17 protein-coding genes and 1 pseudogene are annotated in these 17290 nt (G+C 72.9%); 7 read left to right on the top strand and 11 right to left on the bottom strand.

Translation table 11 applies throughout. From position 1 onward, the window contains the following. Window positions 1-32: 32 nt before the first annotated feature. Complete coding sequence (locus tag C9F11_RS41325) at window positions 33-887, bottom strand: dienelactone hydrolase family protein (RefSeq protein ID WP_138965527.1); 855 nt, start codon at window positions 885-887, stop codon at window positions 33-35. Between the two features lie 97 nt (window positions 888-984). Here C9F11_RS41325 and C9F11_RS41320 point away from each other — a divergent pair, with 97 nt between their 5' ends. After that, window positions 985-1989 carry a helix-turn-helix domain-containing protein gene (locus C9F11_RS41320; RefSeq protein WP_138965525.1) on the top strand — a complete coding sequence of 335 codons (1005 nt, stop codon included), beginning with the start codon at window positions 985-987 and terminating at the stop codon, window positions 1987-1989. A gap of 36 nt (window positions 1990-2025) precedes the next feature. Here the strand turns inward: C9F11_RS41320 and C9F11_RS41315 are convergent, their stop codons facing one another. From C9F11_RS41315 to C9F11_RS41295, 5 genes and pseudogenes are all read right to left on the bottom strand, one after another. Further along, the gene (locus C9F11_RS41315; protein ID WP_138965523.1) at window positions 2026-3015 is read right to left on the bottom strand and encodes a BtrH N-terminal domain-containing protein; all 990 of its coding nucleotides are present in this window, start codon (window positions 3013-3015) and stop codon (window positions 2026-2028) included. After that, window positions 3012-3815 (bottom strand): MerR family transcriptional regulator, encoded by an 804-nt coding sequence (locus C9F11_RS41310; RefSeq protein ID WP_138965522.1) that lies wholly within the window; start codon window positions 3813-3815, stop codon window positions 3012-3014. Before C9F11_RS41310 ends, C9F11_RS41315 begins: the two co-directional genes overlap by 4 nt. A 127-nt stretch (window positions 3816-3942) precedes the next feature. Then, window positions 3943-4848 (bottom strand): geranyl diphosphate 2-C-methyltransferase, encoded by a 906-nt coding sequence (locus C9F11_RS41305; RefSeq protein WP_138965520.1) that lies wholly within the window; start codon window positions 4846-4848, stop codon window positions 3943-3945. 14 nt (window positions 4849-4862) lie between these two features. After that, window positions 4863-5987, bottom strand: a pseudogene (locus C9F11_RS41300) (family 2 encapsulin nanocompartment cargo protein terpene cyclase); the annotation flags it as partial. A gap of 95 nt (window positions 5988-6082) precedes the next feature. Then, complete coding sequence (locus tag C9F11_RS41295; RefSeq protein ID WP_138965518.1) at window positions 6083-7492, bottom strand: family 2B encapsulin nanocompartment shell protein; 1410 nt, start codon at window positions 7490-7492, stop codon at window positions 6083-6085. Between the two features lie 485 nt (window positions 7493-7977). Here C9F11_RS41295 and C9F11_RS47825 point away from each other — a divergent pair, with 485 nt between their 5' ends. The 4 genes from C9F11_RS47825 (at window position 7978) to C9F11_RS41280 (ending at window position 11633) form a co-directional block, all read left to right on the top strand. Then, window positions 7978-8115, top strand: a complete 138-nt coding sequence (locus tag C9F11_RS47825; RefSeq protein WP_171076020.1) for a hypothetical protein — start codon at window positions 7978-7980, stop codon at window positions 8113-8115. A gap of 203 nt (window positions 8116-8318) precedes the next feature. Then, window positions 8319-8921: a sigma-70 family RNA polymerase sigma factor gene (locus tag C9F11_RS41290; protein WP_138965516.1), complete on the top strand. Its 603-nt coding sequence runs from the start codon at window positions 8319-8321 to the stop codon at window positions 8919-8921. Next, complete coding sequence (locus C9F11_RS41285) at window positions 8918-10036, top strand: DinB family protein (protein ID WP_138965514.1); 1119 nt, start codon at window positions 8918-8920, stop codon at window positions 10034-10036. The genes C9F11_RS41290 and C9F11_RS41285 overlap by 4 nt, the downstream gene beginning before the upstream one ends. A 31-nt stretch (window positions 10037-10067) precedes the next feature. Continuing rightward, window positions 10068-11633 carry a long-chain-fatty-acid--CoA ligase gene (locus C9F11_RS41280; protein ID WP_138965512.1) on the top strand — a complete coding sequence of 522 codons (1566 nt, stop codon included), beginning with the start codon at window positions 10068-10070 and terminating at the stop codon, window positions 11631-11633. Window positions 11634-11643: 10 nt separating this feature from the next. Here C9F11_RS41280 and C9F11_RS41275 read toward each other — a convergent pair whose 3' ends face one another. The 4 genes from C9F11_RS41275 to C9F11_RS41260 all read right to left on the bottom strand — a co-directional run bounded on the left by C9F11_RS41275 (window position 11644) and on the right by C9F11_RS41260 (window position 15138). Next, entirely contained in the window at window positions 11644-12252 is a 609-nt protein-coding gene (locus C9F11_RS41275; protein ID WP_171076019.1) for a hypothetical protein, read from the bottom strand. Beyond that, window positions 12236-13633: a HAMP domain-containing sensor histidine kinase gene (locus tag C9F11_RS41270; RefSeq protein WP_138965510.1), complete on the bottom strand. Its 1398-nt coding sequence runs from the start codon at window positions 13631-13633 to the stop codon at window positions 12236-12238. Before C9F11_RS41270 ends, C9F11_RS41275 begins: the two co-directional genes overlap by 17 nt. Continuing rightward, entirely contained in the window at window positions 13633-14334 is a 702-nt protein-coding gene (locus C9F11_RS41265) for a response regulator transcription factor (protein WP_138965508.1), read from the bottom strand. The genes C9F11_RS41270 and C9F11_RS41265 overlap by 1 nt, the downstream gene beginning before the upstream one ends. Before the next feature lie 114 nt (window positions 14335-14448). After that, complete coding sequence (locus C9F11_RS41260; RefSeq protein ID WP_138965506.1) at window positions 14449-15138, bottom strand: M15 family metallopeptidase; 690 nt, start codon at window positions 15136-15138, stop codon at window positions 14449-14451. A gap of 377 nt (window positions 15139-15515) precedes the next feature. Between C9F11_RS41260 and C9F11_RS41255 the strand changes: the two genes are divergently transcribed. Continuing rightward, the gene (locus C9F11_RS41255; protein ID WP_138965504.1) at window positions 15516-16133 is read left to right on the top strand and encodes a hypothetical protein; all 618 of its coding nucleotides are present in this window, start codon (window positions 15516-15518) and stop codon (window positions 16131-16133) included. A gap of 152 nt (window positions 16134-16285) precedes the next feature. Further along, window positions 16286-16696, top strand: a complete 411-nt coding sequence (locus C9F11_RS41250; RefSeq protein WP_138965502.1) for a RidA family protein — start codon at window positions 16286-16288, stop codon at window positions 16694-16696. Here C9F11_RS41250 and C9F11_RS41245 read toward each other — a convergent pair. After that, window positions 16620-17282 carry a class I SAM-dependent methyltransferase gene (locus C9F11_RS41245; RefSeq protein ID WP_249402101.1) on the bottom strand — a complete coding sequence of 221 codons (663 nt, stop codon included), beginning with the start codon at window positions 17280-17282 and terminating at the stop codon, window positions 16620-16622. The two genes, C9F11_RS41250 and C9F11_RS41245, sit on opposite strands and share 77 nt — an antisense overlap. Between the last annotated feature and the right edge of the window lie 8 nt (window positions 17283-17290).

The following is a 17290-nucleotide window of genomic DNA, read 5'->3' as shown; positions in this document are numbered from 1 at the left end:
CACGGCTCGGTCTTTCGGCACACACCACCGCGTCACGCGGACGGGGTGGCCGAAAGACCGAGCCGTTCCGCGAGGAAGGCGATGATCTCGTCGCGGGCCCGCACCGTCGGGTGGCCCTCCTGGTCGACGAGGTGTGCCGTGACGACGCTGTGGGCACAGCCGACGACGTCGCGGAAGAAGGGCGGCGGGTCCGCGTGAGCGGCCCCGCCGGGCAGCACACGGCCGTCGAACGCGTCACCGAGCAGCGCGCGGTAGGCCGCGAAGCGTCGGCCCGTGCACCACTTGTCATTGTCGAAGCGGTAGCCGAGCACCCGAAGCCCGTCCCGCTCGACGCGTTGCGCCACGGCGGCGGCGTCCTCGGCACTGAACTCCAGAGCGCCGGGGTCGTCCAGCGGCAGCGACGGATGGTTGACGACGGGAGCGATCACCGCGGGTTCGAGCGTCATGCTCAAGGCGAAGTTGCCCGTGAAACACAGCCCGACGGCGCCTACGCCGGGTCCCCCGCACTCGGCGTGCGCCACGCGGGCGAGTCCGCGCAGCCACTCCACGACCGGGCTGGTACCGCCTCCGGCGAAGGCGCGGAACTCGGCGCTGACGCAAGCGGGCCGGACCACGGTCTCGACCGCGTCGGCCTGCGGATACGCGCCGTCGATGCCGAAGAGCGAAGGCATGTAGACGCAGAACCCGGCATCGCGCGTCCACCGGGCGAAGCGCACCACGTCGGGGCTGATGCCCGGCATCTCCGGCATGAGGACGACCGCCGGCCCCGACCCGGCGACGTACACGGTCTTGCTGACGCCCCCGACCTCGACAGTCCTGCGGGACCAGTCGTCCAACGGGTCGGCCTGGGTGCGCGACGGGGCGCTCTGGACTCGCTCGGTTGTCATGAACCACAGGATGGCGAGAGGCTGCCCTTCCAGAGAAGCGGCGGTATCGCCAGGTGTCACGGTGATCTCGCCACCCGTCGGGCGCCGGAGGTGCCGCATGAGTCCGCTGCGCGTGAGCGTCCTGGCCTACCCGGGCTGTTTCGCGTCGGAGGTGTACGGCGTCCTCGACCTGTTGACCATGGCCACGCATGTCGCCGCGGCGCAGGGGGCGGCCGAGCCGTCCTACGAGGCGACGGTCGTCTCGCCCCGGCGCCGTGTGACCGCCTCCGGCGGCGCGCGCCTCGACGTCTCGGCACCGCGCCCCGCGGACGTCGTCATCGTGCCGGGCTTCGAGCTCTCCCCCGCGCTCGACCTCACGGCGACGCTCGCCGGCCTGGAGCCGGAAACCGCCTCGATCCGCTCGCAGGCCGCCGCGGGGGCCGCCGTCGTGTCGGTCTGCGTCGGCGCCTTCCTGATCGCCGAGGCCGGGCTGCTGGACGGGCGCGAGGCGACGACGTCCTGGCTGTTCGCGGACCGTCTGGCACGCCGGTACGCCGATGTGCGGGTCCGCCCGGAGCAGTTGGTCGTCACCGACCGGGGCGTGACGACCACCGCCGCCTTCAGTGCGATGTACGACTTCGCGCTGCGGCTCGTCCGCGAGCACGACGGCCCCCGCGTCGCCCGCGGCACGGCGCGCGTCGCGCTCCTCGACGACGCGCGTTCCACCCAGTCCGCGTACGTCGACCCGGAGCTGCTGCCCACCTCGGGCAGGGGCTTCGCGCAGCGGGTGAAGCGCTGGCTCGACCAGCGCCTCGGCGTCCGCTACGACCTGACCGCCCTCGCCCGCGCGTTCGGCGTGAGCACGCGGACGATGCTCCGGCGCTTCGGCGAGGAAGCGGGCGAGACGCCCCTCGCCTATCTGCAGGGCGCCCGGGTCCGCCGCGCCAGACACCTCCTGGAGACCACCGACAGGACCGTCGCGAGCATCGCCGCCGACGTCGGCTACCGCGACTCCGGTACGTTCAGCGGGGTCTTCGCCCGGCACACCGGCCGGCAGCCGAGCGCGTACCGCGCCACGTTCCGACGGCACGAGCCCGCGGAGAGCCTCTTGCCGCGCCCATGAAGCGCACCGAGCCCCGGCGCACGTGGCGCGTTCGCCTCAGTCCCGCAGGAGGCTCAGTTCCCGCATGGCCTCGCTCTCGATGCGGGCGAGTTCGCCGAGCACCGTGCTCGCCTGCACGAGGCACCGCTCGTCGCTCGACTCACCGGCCTTCTCGACGAGGGCGGCCACCTCGGTCCACAGCGTCGCGGCCTCGGCGTACAGCGCGTGCCCGGTGCGCAGCCGGTCGCTGTCGACCAGCTCGGCGCACTCGGCGAGGAAGTCGCGGTAGAGGTTGCGGAACAGGGCGCCCCCGGTGCCTCCGCGCTCCATCAGGAGGGCGGCGAGCGGCAGGTCCCGCTGCGGGTCGTCGCTGCGCTTGAGCCAGGTGCGCACGAGCTTCCCGGCCTTCTCGATGCCCCGGTGCCCCAGGTTGGCGATGGGCGGGTTCAGGAAGGCCTCGGCGCAGGCGGTGACGGCCGGGACGATCCGGTCCCGCGGCGCCGCCGCCCCGGCCGGGGCGGTGAGGGTGAAGGAGCGGTTCCGGGCGGACATGGGCCCGCGCGCGGCCCTGGCCTCGGCGAGGGCGGCCAGGGTGGTGGTCACCGCGCCCCCTTGCTGGGCGGTGTCCACCAGATGGGCCTCGTCCTCGTCGTAGCCGTACATCGCGACGACGTGACCGGCGAAGTGGACCTTCGAGGTGAAGTAGTCAAGGTAGTAGCTGTCGAGCTGGAGCCCGACGGGCCGGCCGTCGTCGAGCGGGGCCCGCACGTTCTCCCAGGCCTTGCGGGCGGACGTGGTCTCCCGGACCTGGAGGTCGAGGCCGAGCCGCGCGGCCAGGTTCCTCGTGAGCTCGAAGGGTTTGACGCGCCCTCCGAGGAAGGGGAAGTCCTGCTTCTTGCTGTCCCAGTAGATGAACGTCAGCCCGGAGCCGAGGCCGAAGAGCATCGGCTCGGACAGCTCGATTCCTTCGTGCTTCAACAGGACGTCGAGCGCTGTGGTCTCGCAGTGCCGCATACCGCGGGCATCGACGTCGTTCACGCGCGTCATGCGTTCTCCTCGACAGGGATGACCAGCCTGGTCATCAGCTCTTCCGGCGGTGCTTCGGCGGGTCCGACCAGATAGGCCTCCCGTACGGGGCCGTGCGGGCGCAGTCCGCGCTCGTGGATGGCGGCGAAGAGGGCGTTGTAGGCCAGGGGCAGCTGGGCGTAGGGCCCGATGTGCACGGTGTGGGCCGCGGGCCCGGCGGGCAGCACCTCACGCGTCAGACCCGGGACGCGCGCGCCCTCCGGCGTCTGGGCTCCCACGGCGATCCGCGTGCGTTCCTCCAGGTCCAAGGGGTAGAGGCCCCACAGCGGCGGTTCCCAGCCGACCGCCGCCCCGCCGAGCAGGGGCAGCAGCCGGCCCACGCACTCGCCGACCTTGTCCCCGATCTCGGTGGCGGCGCAGGTGGCCCGCGTCACCGCCAGATGCCGCGCGGGCTCCGCGGCGACCGTGACCTCGTAACCGGGCAGACCGCCCTCTTCGAGCCGCTCCAGCATGCCGAGGCGCGCCTGGTCCCGGCTGATCCGCTCGGCGAGCCGGTCCCGTTCCGCGCGCAGCAGCTCCGCCCTGCGTCCGGGCTCGGCGGCCAGGGCCTCGGCGATGACGGCCAGGGGCAGGTCCATCTCCCGCAGCAGGGCGATGGTCAGCGCGTCGCGGGCCTGTCCGGGCGCGTAGTAGCGGTAGCCGGAGCTGGCGTCGACGCGTATCGGCGCGAGCAGCCCCGTCTCGTCGTAGTGCCGCAGCTGCTTCACGCTGAGGCGGCACAGCCGGGCGAAGCGCCCGATGGTCAGAAGTTCGTCTCGCACGTCACCATCGTGGACTCTCCCCCCGTGGGAGAGTCCACCTGAGCCGGCCGCGTGTCCCGGCGGCGGGCGTGCGGCGGGGGCCGGACCCGTCGGACGACGGGCCCCGCCCCCGTGGTCGGCCGACGGCTCAGACGCGGTCGGCGGCGATCAGGACGTACTGGAACGAGCCGTCCTTGTACGAGTTGATGAACGCCTCCTCGATGCCCGTGACCAGCGACGAGGTGGCCCGCAGCTCCCAGTACGGCAGGGTCGCGGGCGTCAGGTCGACGACGGCCTGCGGGACGAGGCGGTTGTCCGCCATGGCGCGCAGGTACTCCCGCCGCGAGTGGATGTTGCACTCGAAGTGCGCGTTGATCTGCGAGACCCACTTCGAGGGCTGGCCGTAGCGCGGGTTCCAGCAGCCCGTGATCGTCACATAGCGGCCGCCCACGGAGAGGATGCGGGAGTGCTCGGCCATGAGGTCCTCGAGGTCGACGTACATGCTCGACTCGTTGTTCCACGAGCCCGCGGCCTGCCCCGTCTCGAAGGGCATGGCGAGCATGTTGCAGACCCTCGAATGGACGGAGTCCTCGATGCCCAGCTCGAGGGCGCGCTGATTGCCGAACTCGGCCTGCTTGGCCGAGAGCGTCAGCCCCTCCACCGTGCAGCCGAAGCGCTGGTGGGCCATGACCATCGAACCCCCGCGGCCGCAGCCCGCGTCGACGAGCAGGTCGTCGCGGCCGATCGTGCCGAGGTGGTCCAGGAGCATCTCGGCCTGCGCCGACTCCAGGCGGTGCAACTCGGCGATCAGCCTCTTCTCGTACCCGTCGCCGTCGATGTCCCCGAGCGCGGAGCGGTCGACGTCGCCGATGCCGTAGTGGTGGTGGTAGAGGCCGTCGACGTCGCCGAGGCGCAGATTGACGGGGCGGGCCTCGTGGTCCCAGTAGCGGGCGATGTCGCCCTGGTAGGGCGTGGCCGGGGTGGGGATGAAGACGGAGGCGTCCGCGGAGCCGTTGACAGAGGTGACATCGGTGGTGAGATCGGTGCTGGACATGGATAAGTCCCCCTTTACCAGAAATCGGGAAGGCTGTAGCGGTAGGTGTTGGTCATGTGCCAGTAGTGGTTGCCGTCGACCCAGACGGCCACGCCCTTGAGGAAGCGCAGCACGCGCGGGTCGGGGCAGGAGGCGGCCAGCTGGGCGGCCTCGGCCTCGAACTCGTGCATGAGCTCGTTGTGGACCTCGACGGCCTTCAGATAGGCCTCCCGCTCGGAGAGGTCCTCCCGTTCGGCGAGCACCACGGGCAGGTTGAGGTGCTTGCCGGGGCTGGCGAGCTCCTTGGTGTACGAGTACAGGTCGTTCACGATGGTGCTGGCGTTGCCCGCGAGGGCGATGACCCGCTGCATGGCGGGCTGCGCGTGCACATCCGCCGGGAGTTCGTAGCCGCCGACGGTGTCGGTGATGGTGGGGCACGGGCGGAAGTTGTTGAACTGGCGCATCGCCAGGTACTCCCAGACCTGCGGCACGTACTCCGTCTCGGTCCAGGCCGCCTCCGCGAGGTATCCCAGGTGCAGCCGGGCCATGTCGTGCCGGAACCGGTCGGCCTGGGTGGGGGTGGCCAGCTGGACGAAGTACTCCATGGCGGAGGCGTAGGCGCGCCGTGGGGCGTCCGACTGGAGGGACAGGGCCCAGTCCGGCGCGTACTCCTTCGTCGTGTGGAGCGGGTCGAGCGCGGTGTGCGCGAGCAGCAGCCTGCTGCCGAGGCCCACGGGAGAGCCGCCGTGGTCCTCGCAGTAGTAGTCGTCGACCGCGTTCTCGGCGACCATGAGCCGGGCGGCGGCCATCACGTGCTCGACGGTGGGCGCGTCCGGGTGGCAGGCGACCATGTAGCGGCCGACGAAGAAGCCGTCGAACTGGTCCTCCCACTCCGGGGGGTACACCTCGGCCTCGTCCACCGCCCAGCGCTTGATCCGGCGGCCGACCTCCTCCACCCGGACGGGGTCGGGCTCCGGCACCGGGTGGTAGTAGAGGCCGGGGATCGGCGTGCCCCCGGCCGCGGGCGGCTGCTCCGGCGGCTCGGGCTCCAGCGGCTCCGGGTCCGGCGCGACCGGTGGGAGGGGCAGCTCCTCGCGCCGGGCCAGGCTGAGGGCCGCCGTGCCCAGGCCGCTGGGGCCGCGCAGCACCCGGGCGAGCGCGGGGTTGGGTTCGATCGCGCTCGGCGGCAGGGGGGAGGGCCCGGGATCAGGCATCCGTGACTCCTAGGTGACGTGGGGTGGGCGGGCCTCGGCGGCTAGTCGGGCCTGCGGGCGATCTGCACGTTCTCCAGCACGCCCAGCGCGTCGGGCACCAGGACGGCGGCGGAGAAGTACGTGGTCACCAGGTAGGACGTGACCGCCTGCTCGTTGAGCCCCATGAAGCGGACCGAGAGGCCCGGCTCGTACTCGTCCGGCAGACCGGTCTGGTGCAGGCCGATGACGCCCTGGTTGTCCTCGCCGACGCGCATGGCGAGGATCGAGCTGGTGCTCTCCTTCGTGATCGGGATCTTGTTGCAGGGCAGGATCGGGACGCCGCGCCAGGCGGGGACCTGCTGTCCGCCGAGGTCCACGTTGTCCGGGTAGAGCCCGTGGGCGCTGAAGCCGCGCCCGATCGCCGCGATGGTCCGGGGGTGGGCGAGGAAGAACTTGGTGCCGCGGCGGCGGCAGAGGAGCGCGTCCATGTCGTCGGGGCTCGGCGTTCCCGCGTGGGGCTGGATCCGCTGCTTGAGGTCGACGTTGTGCAGGAGGCCGAACTCGCGGTTGTTGATCAGCTCGTGCTCCTGGCGCTCGCGCAGCGCCTCGACGGTGAGCCTGAGCTGTTCCTCGGTCTGGTTCATCGGGCCGTTGTAGAGGTCGGCGACCCTGGTGTGGACCCGCAGGACGGTCTGGGCGACGGAGAGTTCGTACTCGCGCGGGTGGAGTTCGTAGTCCACGAAGGTGCCGGGCAGCACCGGCTCGCCCGTGTGCCCGGCGGAGAGCGCGATCTCCGCCTCTCCGTGCCGGTTCTGCCGCTGCTGGGGCAGGGCGCTCAACCGCTCGACGTGCGCCCGCAGGCTCGGTGCCGAGGACATCAGGGCGGCGAAGTCGTCGCGGGAGAGCGTGACGAGGGTGCCGTCGGTCTCGGCGGTGGCGGTGAAGTCCCAGGTGGCGTCGGAGTCGAGCAGGGCGTCGTCGCCGAACCGGTCGCCGTCGCCGAGCACCGCGACGGCGACCTCCTCTCCGTACTGGCCCACGGAGGTCTGGTTGATCCGGCCGTGCGCGATGAGGTGGAGCTGCTCGGCGGCGGCGCCGCGCTCCACGAGGACCTCACCGGCGCGGAAGTCGCGCTGTACGCACCGGTCGGCGATCGCGGTCAGCACGTCGTCCTCGTCGAAGTCCCGCAGCAGGGCCAGTTCGCCGAGCTCCCGGGGGATGACCCGGACGCGTGCGCCGTCCTGGATGAAGTCGATGCGTCCGTCGCCGACGGTGTACGTCAGTCGGCGGTTCACCCGGTAGGTGCCGCCCTTGGTCTCCACCCAGGGCAGCATCCGCAGCAGCCAGCGGGAGGTGATCTCCTGCATCTGCGGGGCGGACTTGGTGGTGGTGGCGAGGTTGCGGGCGGCCGCCGTGCCCAGGCTGGTGCGCGGCGGCTCCGGCGGTGCCTCCCGGCTGGCGTCAACGGTCATGGGGCAAGCGCTCCTTCATAAGGCATTTGCAGGCAGCCATTGGCGTACCTGTGCATAACTGTTGAAAGTTGACAACTCACAGCTAATATCGGTGAACCGGTCCAGAACTCAGGGAACAGTAGCGGCGGGTATGCCCCGTCCACCCACGAAATCCCAGGGCATTACCTCGATGCGGTGAGCTTGCCCGGCAGGGCGTTTGCCGCGGCCACCAGTGGTTTTCAGACAGCAGTCACCCCGGCCCACGGGCATGGCACGGTCGCCCGCCCCTCTCCCCTCCCTGACACCTCACCCTCAACCCGCGCGACCCGGGTGCCGCTCCGCTGGTCGACGTAGCGTCAGGCGTCCATGCACGCGCAGCAGTTGGCGTAGCTCTGGCCCTTCCTCTCCGCGGGCGCAATCCGCCCGCCCGGCTCAAACGAATCGCTCGCGCAGACATGAGGCACCCCGCCTCATGTGCCGGTGACACGAGAGACCTGGGAGGGCCCGTGGCCCCACGCGAGAAACGCATCCGTACCCGGCGGCTCACCCTGCCGGTGCACTGCCTCGGCGAGCGGGCGGCGGTCGTCGGGGCCGACGGCACCGACGTCTGCGACGCGGAGACCGAGACGGCCTGCGAGGGGTGAGCACACACGAGTGCGGGGGGTGCGGGGAGTGCCCGTCCACTCCTCCGTACGCCTGCGCGTCCAGCCCCGCTCCTGCCGCTGCGGCACGGCGCCCGCCCGGTCCGTCACGGGGGTACGGACCGTTGCGACCACCGGCACCGGCCAGACGGCAACGATTCGCGCCGGAAGGCCCCGGAACCCCGCGTTCGCGGGACACTTCGGCCATGGCCTCCTCCCATCAGGCGCGGCCGCGCAGCGGGCTGGACGAGGCGACCCGGGCGGTCCCGGAGGACCGCCTGGAGGTCCAGGCCCTCCTGCTGGCCGCCGACGAAGACGCCTTCCGCGAGATCTACGAGCGGTACTCCCCGCTGGTACGGGCCCTCGCGGTGCGCATCACCCGCGACCACAGCGCCGCCGACGACGTCGTCCAGGAGGTCTTCGTGCGGCTGTGGGAGAGCCCGCTGTCCTACGACCCGGCGCGTGGACCGCTGCGCGCCTGGCTCGGCGTGGTCGCCCACCGGCGTTCCGTCGACTGGGTCCGCCGCGAGGAGCGCCACCGCAGGACCGCCGAGCCGCCGGCGCCGTCCGGCCACGACGAGACCGCCGAGGCCGTGACCGCACGCCTGGAGGCGCTCGGTGTACGCTCCGCCGCGGCCCGGCTGCCGGACACCTTGCGCGCTCCGCTGCTCCTCGCCTACTACGGAAGCCGTACGTACCGTCAGGTGGCCGGTGACCTCGGCATCCCGGAAGGGACCGCCAAGACCCGCCTGCGGGCCGCCCTGCGCGCACTGGCCGCGGCACTCGCGGAGGAAGGGATCACACCATGAGCGGAGCCGCCCGCCCCGCACCCGGCGAACACGCCCAGGTGCGTTCCTTGTTGGGCGCGTGGCTCCTCGACGCCTGCTCGGACCGGGAGAGCTCCGCCGTGGTGGCGCACCTGGGGCGCTGCGCCACGTGTGCGGCCGAGGTGCGCCACCTGTACCCGGCGACCGCCGCGCTGGCCGAGCCGCCGCCGTACGACGCCGCCGCCCTGCCCGGAGCCGCCAGGAACCCGCCCGGTTCCCCGCACTCCCCGAACGACCGCGTCACCGCCCTCGCCTTCGCCCGGCGGCCGCCCGCTCCCCGCGCCGTCCCGCCGCACCTGCGCCCGTACACCGACCAGGTGGCCACGCTGGACGCCGTCCTGCGCGACCTGGCCGACGCGGAGTGGAGCACCCTCACCGTGGAGGGCTGGACGGTGGCCCAGTTGGTGGCCCACCTCGCCGCGACCGACGGCCTCCTGGCCGAGGGGCTCGACGCGGGGGCCCGGGGCCCGCTGGGCCTGGCGGGTGACACCGTCCCCGACCGCACCCGGGCCGGTACGGCCTGGGCGGTCGGCCAGTCCCCCGCGTCGGTGCACCGGGCCTGGCGCGCCCAGGCCGACGTCCTGCGCGCCGCGCTGCTCGGCGACGCCACCCGCGGCGCGGGAGGCACCGCGGCCGGCCCCGAGCGCCTCGTCTCCCTCGGGGGTGCCCCCGCGCTCACCGTGGCCCATCACGCCGCCGCCCGTGCCTTCGAGACCTGGATCCACACCCGGGACATCGCCCTGCGCACGGGCCGTCGGCTGCCGCCGCCCACGTCCCGCTCCCTGTCCCTCATGTGCGCCTTCGGCGTACGCCTGCTGCCGCTCGCCATGCGACTGCGGGGCACGCCTCTGGGGGACCGCGTCCTGCACCTCGAACTCACCGGCCGGAGCGGTGACACGTGGCTGCTCACCGACCCGGGCCGCTCCTCGCCGCAGGGCCCGCCCGACGCCCGTCTCGCTCTCGACGCCGTGGAGTTCTGCCTGCTCACCGGGGACCGCCGGACCCCGGCCGAAGCCGCCGCCCTCGCCCGCGTCAGCGGGGACACCACCCTGGTCGACGAGGCCCTGGCCGCCGCGCCCGCCTTCGCCGGTCCCTGAACCCCGCCCCCACCGGACACCGAGGACGCCGATGCACACCCCCCTCACCCCCCTGGCCTTCCTGCGCCGCGCCGCCGAGGTCCACCCCGACAAGACCGCCGTCGTGCACGGCGAACTACGGCTGAGCTATGCCGAGTTCGCCGCGCGGGCGACACGGCTCGCGCACGCGCTGCGGGCCTCCGGAGTGGCGCCCGGTGACCGGGTCGCCTACCTCGCCCCGAACGTCCCCGAACTGCTCGTCGCGCACTTCGGCGTGCCGCTGGCCGGTGCCGTGCTCGTCGCGGTGAACACCCGCCTCGCCCCCGCGGAGGTCCGGCACATCTGCGACCACTCCGGGGCCCGCCTCCTGGTGGGCGACGCGGAGCTGCTCGCCGCGGCCCGGCCGGACCCCGGCGGCCCGGCGTCGGTCCGGGAGACCGTCGTCGTCGGCGCGGACGCCGGGGCGGCACTCGGCACGCCGTACGAGACGTTCCTCGCCCGGGGTGACGACCGTCCGCTCTCCTGGGACGTGCCGGACGAGAACGCGCTCATCGCCCTCAACTACACCTCCGGCACGACCGGTCGGCCCAAGGGCGTCATGTACACCCACCGCGGGGCGTACCTCAACGCCCTCGGCGAGGTGCTCCACTCGCGGCACACGCCCGAGAGCGTGTACCTGTGGACCCTGCCGATGTTCCACTGCAACGGCTGGTGCACCGCCTGGGCCGTCACCGCGATCGGCGGTACCCACGTGTGCCTGCGCGCGGTGGTCGCCGAGGACGTCTGGCGGCTCCTCGGCACCGAGGGCGTGACGCATCTGAACGGCGCCCCGACCGTCCTGCTCACCCTCGCGACCGCCCCGCAGGCCCATCGGCTGCGGCGCCCGCTCACGGTGACGGTCGCGGGCGCGCCGCCCAGCCCCACCCTGATCCGCCGGGTCGAGGACCTCGGCGCCGACGTCGTCCACGTCTACGGGCTCACCGAGACCTACGGCCCGTACGCCGTCTGCGAACCGCAGCCCTCCTGGGGCGCCCTGGACGGCCCGGCACGCCACGCGCTGCGGGCCCGCCAGGGGGTCGGCATGATCCAGACGGACGGGCTCCGCGTCGTCGACGAGGACCTGCGCGACGTCCCGGCCGACGGCACCACGCTCGGTGAGGTCGTCATGCGCGGCAACAACGTCATGGCGGGCTACTTCGAGGACGCCGAGGCCACCGCCGAGGCGTTCCGCGGCGGTTGGTTCCACTCCGGGGACCTCGGCGTGCGGCACCCCGACGGCTACGTCGAACTCCGGGACCGGGCCAAGGACATCATCATCTCCGGCGGCGAGAACATCTCCACCGTGGAGGTCGAGCGCGCCATCGACTCGCACCCCGCGGTGCACGAGGTGGCGGTCGTGGGCGTGCCCGACGAGAAGTGGGGCGAACGTCCCAAGGCCTTCGTGGTCCTGGGCCCCGCCGCCGACGACGTCGAGGTGACCGCCCAGGACCTCATCGACCACGTGCGCTCCCGCCTGGCCCGCTTCAAGGCGCCGGACCGGGTCGAGTTCGTCACCAGCCTGCCGAAGACATCGACCGGCAAGATCCAGAAGTACGTGCTGCGGGAGCGGCCCGGGTAGGCCCGCGGCGTCAGCTCAGCGCGTGCTCGCCGACGGCCCAGCCTACGCGGTGGGGCAGGTCGCTCCAGGGCCGCGGGGCCACGACCGGCACGCCCAGGGTCCGGGCGCGGTCGGCGAGCCACCTGCCGTACAGCACGCTGACGCGGGCCCGGTGGTGCTGCGGTCCGGCTTCCGGCTCGCGTGCCAGGTAGTTGGCCGTCACCTGGGCCTCGTCGTCCTCGTGGACGAGGACGGCCCGCACGCCGTCCAGCGAGTTCACCAGGTCGGGGAGCAGGTAGTCGCCTTCGACGATGACAGGGGTGTCGGTGTCCACGTGGTTGGCGACCACCGCCTCGACGGCCGGGGCGAGCGCCCGGGCGATCGCGATCTGCCGCTCGACGACCGACTCTGGCGCCTGGAGCGCCGCCTCGGGGTGGGTGCGCCAGATGTGCACCTCGGGCAGGTGCTCGGGCCGGGTCACCGCGAGGAGCGCCTCCACGATGTCGTCGACCTCCACGACGGGGACGGCGAACCGTCGCGCGAGCGCGCGGCTGACCGTGGTCTTGCCCGTTCCCGAGGCGCCGCCGACGGCGAGGACGCGCCAGTCCGGCGGCGGGGGCTGCTCATGGGTGTCGTTCACGGGGGAACTGTAGCGAGCGCCGGCCGGGCCTCGGCCCGTCGGCCGGGAGCTGGAAGCCGACTTGTGCGCCGCCGCCCGGGGCGCCGGTGGCGAAGACGGTGCCGTCGTCGGCCGTGATGATGTCGTGGACGATGGCCAGACCGAGGCCGGAGCCGGGGATGGACTGGGTGCGGGGGCCGCGGTAGAAGCGGTCGAAGACGGCGTCCAGGTCGTCCGGCGCGATGCCGGGGCCGTGGTCGCGTACCGTCAGGCGGTTCCCGTCGATGTGGAGGGCGATGGGTGCGGGGGCCTCGCTGAACTTCACCGCGTTGTTGAGGAGGTTGTCCACGCAGCGTTGCAGTGCCCGGGGTCTGGCCCGTACCGGGACGGGGCCCTCGGCCGTGACGGTGATCTCGCGGCCGGTGCGCTGGCGGTAGCGCCGCGCGCTGTCCTCCGCCACGGCGGGCAGGTCGACGCTCGCCGGGTCCTCCCCGGTGTACCGGTCGGTGGCCAGCTCGACGAGTTCGCGGACGAGTTCGTCGAGTGCCGTGGTCTCCGTGACGAGGGTGGTGAGGATCTGCTCCTCGTCCCGCGGGTCGAGTCGGCCGCGGGCCCGCTGGAGCAGCTCGGCGCTGCCGCGTACGGAGGTCAGGGGGGTGCGCAGTTCGTGGCTCGCGTCCTGCACCAGTTGCTGCTGCTGGGCGCGCGAGCGGCGCAGGGCGCCCAGCATCGCGTCGAAGCTGCGGGTCAGCTGGCCGATCTCGTCCGTTCCCGCGGGCGGCAGGGGCGTGGACAGGTCCTGGGTGGTGGTGATGCGTCCGGTGGCGCGGGCGAGGCGGCTGACCGGGCGCAGGATGCGGCCCAGGACGATCCAGCTGAGCACCGCCGAGAGGCCGGTGGCGGCCACGGTGGTCCAGGGGACGCGCCACAGGAAGGCGTTCTCTACGCGGGCGGCGCCTTGGTAGTGCTGTCCGACCATCACCGCTCCCCCGTCGGGCAGCGCCTTGGTGAGCACCCCGTACTCGCGGCCGGAGACGAAGACGTCCTGGCGGCTGGTCCCGGTGCCCGTGCGGGCCACCTCGCGGTCGGCGTCCGAGACCGGGAGGCGGTCGCGGCCGGGGTTGAGGGGGCGCACGGTGCCGTCGGCGAGCAGCACCTGCTCGGTGACGTCGGGGCGCACCGGGGGCTTGCGGGAGGCGCCGAGCAGGGTGGTGACCGTGTCGGCGCGGTCTTCGAGGCCGCGTTCCAATTCGCCTGCGACGAGGTCGCTGACGCTGCGGTACGACGCGACGACGGTGCCCCCGATGGCGAGCACGGCCGCGGCCACGACCACCAGGGTGATCTTCGTGCGCAGCGTCAGGCGGGTCAGCCGTGCCAGGGGGCGTGCAAGGGGGCGTGCCATCACGCCGACCTGACGGTGAAGCCGACGTTGCGCACGGTGTGGATCACCCGTGAGGCGCCGTCGTGTTCGGTCTTGCGGCGCAGATAGCCGATGTAGACGTCCAGGGAGCGCGACGTGGTGTCGAAGTCGTAGCCCCAGATCCGCTCGTAGATCTGGGCGCGGGTGAGCACGACACCCGGGTTGTCCAACAGCAGTTCCAGGACGTCGAACTCGGTCTTGGTCAGGTCGAGCGGGTGGGGTCCTCGGTGGGCCTGCCGGGTGGCGGGGTCCAGGGTGAGGTCGCCGAAGGACAGCAGCTCGGTGGTGGCTTCGGGGGGCGCGGTGCGGCGCAGCAACGCGCGGATGCGCGCCAGGAGTTCCTCGGTGGCGAACGGCTTCGCCAGGTAGTCGTCGGCGCCCGCGTCGAGACCGGCGACGCGGTCACCGATCTGGTCCCGGGCGGTGAGCACGAGCACGGGGAGCCGGTCGCCGCGCCGGCGCAGCATCCGGCACAGGGCCAGGCCGTCCAGGCCCGGCATGACCACGTCCACCACCGCCAGGTCCGGGACCTCCTCCTCGATCAGGGCGAGCCCGCGCAGCCCGTCGGGGGCCAGCAGGACGCGGTAGCCCTCGAAGCGCAGCAGGTGGTCCAGGGTGCTGCGCACTCCCGGGTCGTCCTCGACGACCAGGACGGTACGGCGGTGCTCGTTTGCCTCAGTCATGAGCACATCTTCGCTGGTGGGGGCGGTGGGCCCGGCGGGCGGCCCCGCCGGTGGCAGCTCGCCGGGGCCCCTTGGCCGGTGGCGGCCGTCTCCGTCCCGCCGGGCCCGGGACGTTCAGGCCGAAGGGGTGTGTTCCGTCGGGCCGTAGAGCGCGGCGTCCGCGCCGGTGTGCAGGGCCCAGTAGCGGTCGCCGTAGGACCAGTGCCACCACTCGGTGGGGTAGTTCACCAGGCCCGCGGCGGTGAGTACGGAGCCGAGCAGCTCCCGGTGGGCGCGGGCCCGGGCGCTGATGTTGGCGGCGCCGGTGTAGCAGGCGCCCGCGCTCTCCTCGGGGTCCGCGTTCATGCGGGTGCCCAGGTCCAGTTCGCGTCCGTCGGCGTCGGCCAGGGTGAGGTCGACAGCCGCGCCCGCGCTGTGCGGGGCGATCTCGGGCGGTGACACGTACCGGCTCGTCGCCGCGTGGAGCTCCTCGGCGGACCAGTCGGCGTGCTGGGCCCGCAGTTCGTCCGTGTACTCCTCGAAGTACGCGCGCTGGAGCGCCAGCGGCCGGTACCCCTCGACGAACAGCAGCCGCACGTCGGCCGGGAGCAGCGACTGGGCCTTCAGCAGGCGCTCCAGGACGCCCTCGCGCAGCTGGGCGAAGGTGTCCGCCGACCGCAGGTGCGCGAAGCCGTCCGCCGGGTCCTGCTCACGGTCGTCGACGTGCAGGCGGCCGTCGCGCCGTACGTCCACGAGCCGTTCACCGCACTCGGCGACGGGTATCGCGGCGACTCTCGGGTCCGACATCAGAATGATCTCGCTCATCACGCGATCATCCCCCAGGAGGGCCCTACCCGGAAGGGCCTCGTCCGTCACCACGGGCCCGTCGCCCCGGTGGCCGTCGGGGCCGCTCGGCCGCGAAGTCAACCGCGCGGCCGCTCTTGCCTCCCCCGGGGTGCGGCGGTTCAACGCGGACTGCGACGGGCCGGGTTGGGTACACGGCCGACCCCTGGGTAGAGAAGCAGCCATGTCCTGCCTGCCTCGCCCGGTGGACGGTGTCGTGGTGGGCCATGAGGTGTCACGCTCATGGGCCCCGCGCACCCGCCGCCGGACGAACTCTCGCCGACCGAGCAGGATCATGGCGAGAAACATGCGGGTAGGATCCGCCGACACCCCGTTCGCACTCAGGAGAGGTGGACGTCATGTCCGATGCCCTCGCCACACCGACCGGACTCGAGAGTCACTACGCCGCGCAGCTCGCGGCCGACCTCGAGCGCAACGCCACCGAGCAGGAACGTATCGGTACCGAAGTGCAGTCCCTGCAGGAGCAGTTGCGCGCCCTGCAGCGCGACCGTGAGCTGCTGCTGAAGATGCAGCAGCTGCTGGACGACGGGGCCGCGGCCTCCGTCCGGCAGGCAACGGCCCGTAAGGCACGGGTCCCCGCACCCCGGGAGACCACGCCCCGCACCAAGCGCACCGCGCCCAAGAAGGCCGCGGCCGCCAAGGCCAAGCCGCAGCCCAAGCCCAAGCCCGCCGAGGGTCCCACCCTCATCGAGCTGGTGCGCACCCACCTCGGACAGCAGAGCGAACCGCGCTCGGCCGCCGAGGTGACGACCGCGCTCACCCAGGGCCACCCGGATCGCACCATCAAGACCACGGTCGTGCGCACCACCCTGGAGAAGCTGGTCGCCAAGGGCCAGGCCCAGCGCACCCGGCAGAAGAACTCCGTCTTCTACAGCACGCCCGACGCCCCCGAGCAGGCGAAGGGAGTCGACGACGGCGCGGCCACCGCCGCCGAGAAGCCGGAGTCCAAGGACTGAACTCCGTTCAGGAGATGTTCTGTCCAGCGGAATGCGAGGACCGGCACGGGACGTTCACCAGAGCGTTCAAGCAGTCGGGGGCCCGATCGGCTCCCCACGCGTGCCGCCCTCGCACCGCGCGGCGGCCGCCCGTCACAGAGGATCGCCAGGACATGACGCACGACGCCCGCACCATCACCAACCCCACCACGCTCCACGATCCGACCCCCTTCGGTTACAGCCACGCCGCATCGGCGCCCGGCGAACTCGTCTTCATCGGCGGTCAGTACGCCTCCGACGCCACCGGTGCCCCGGTGCCCGGTGACTTCGCCGCCCAGGTCGGCCTGGCCTTCGAGCGGCTGCGGTCGGCCCTGGAAGGGGTGGGTCTCGGCTTCGAGCACGTCGTCCGTCTCGGCACGTACATCGTGGACCACGACGTCGACAAGCTCCGTGCCCTCGGCACGACCCTGCACGCCCACTTCGGGGACCGCCTCCCGGCGCAGACCCTCAGTGGTGTCGCCTCGCTCGCCCTGCCGGGCATGCTCTTCGAGGTCGACGCGGTCGCCGTCCGCCCGGCCGCGTAGCGGTCGCGCCCCTCCGGCCGCGAGGCATCACGGGCGACGCAGCCTGACGGCCAGGAACAGCGGCTGGTGGTGGGTCTTGTCGTACCGGCGCGGATCGACCCTCCGGGCCTCTTGGGTGGCTCTCGGCTCGACGAGCCCAGTCGCTGGTGGGGTGGGACGTGGAGACCAGCAGGGTGCCGCCCGGCCGCAGCACGCGCCGGATCTCGGCGAGCAGCTGTCCGCGCGCCTCGACGTGGTGGTAGACGAGGGCCATCACGGCCAGGTCGAACGTCCCGTCGCGCAGGAACGTCAGCGGCTCCTCCAGGTCGTGCCGGTGCAGGGCGGCACGGTCACCGAGCCGCTCGCGCGCGGCCGCCAGGAGGGACGCGCTGCCCTCGGCCCCGGTGACGGCCCCGGCCCCCCGCTCCAGGAACTCGGCGGCGAGGTGCCCGGCTCCGCAGCCGAGGTCGAGGACCCGCAGTCCCCGCACCTCACCGGCCAACTCCCGCATCGCGGGACGTTCGGTGTGCGCGTTGTACGCGCTGTCCGTGGCCTGTGCGGCGAACTGCTCGCCCATCTCACCGTGGTACGCGGTCTCGGCTGTCATGCCGGTGC

The organism is Streptomyces sp. YIM 121038, assembly GCF_006088715.1.
GTDB lineage: Bacteria > Actinomycetota > Actinomycetes > Streptomycetales > Streptomycetaceae > Streptomyces.
This window is presented reverse-complemented; position numbering and strand designations above follow the sequence as displayed.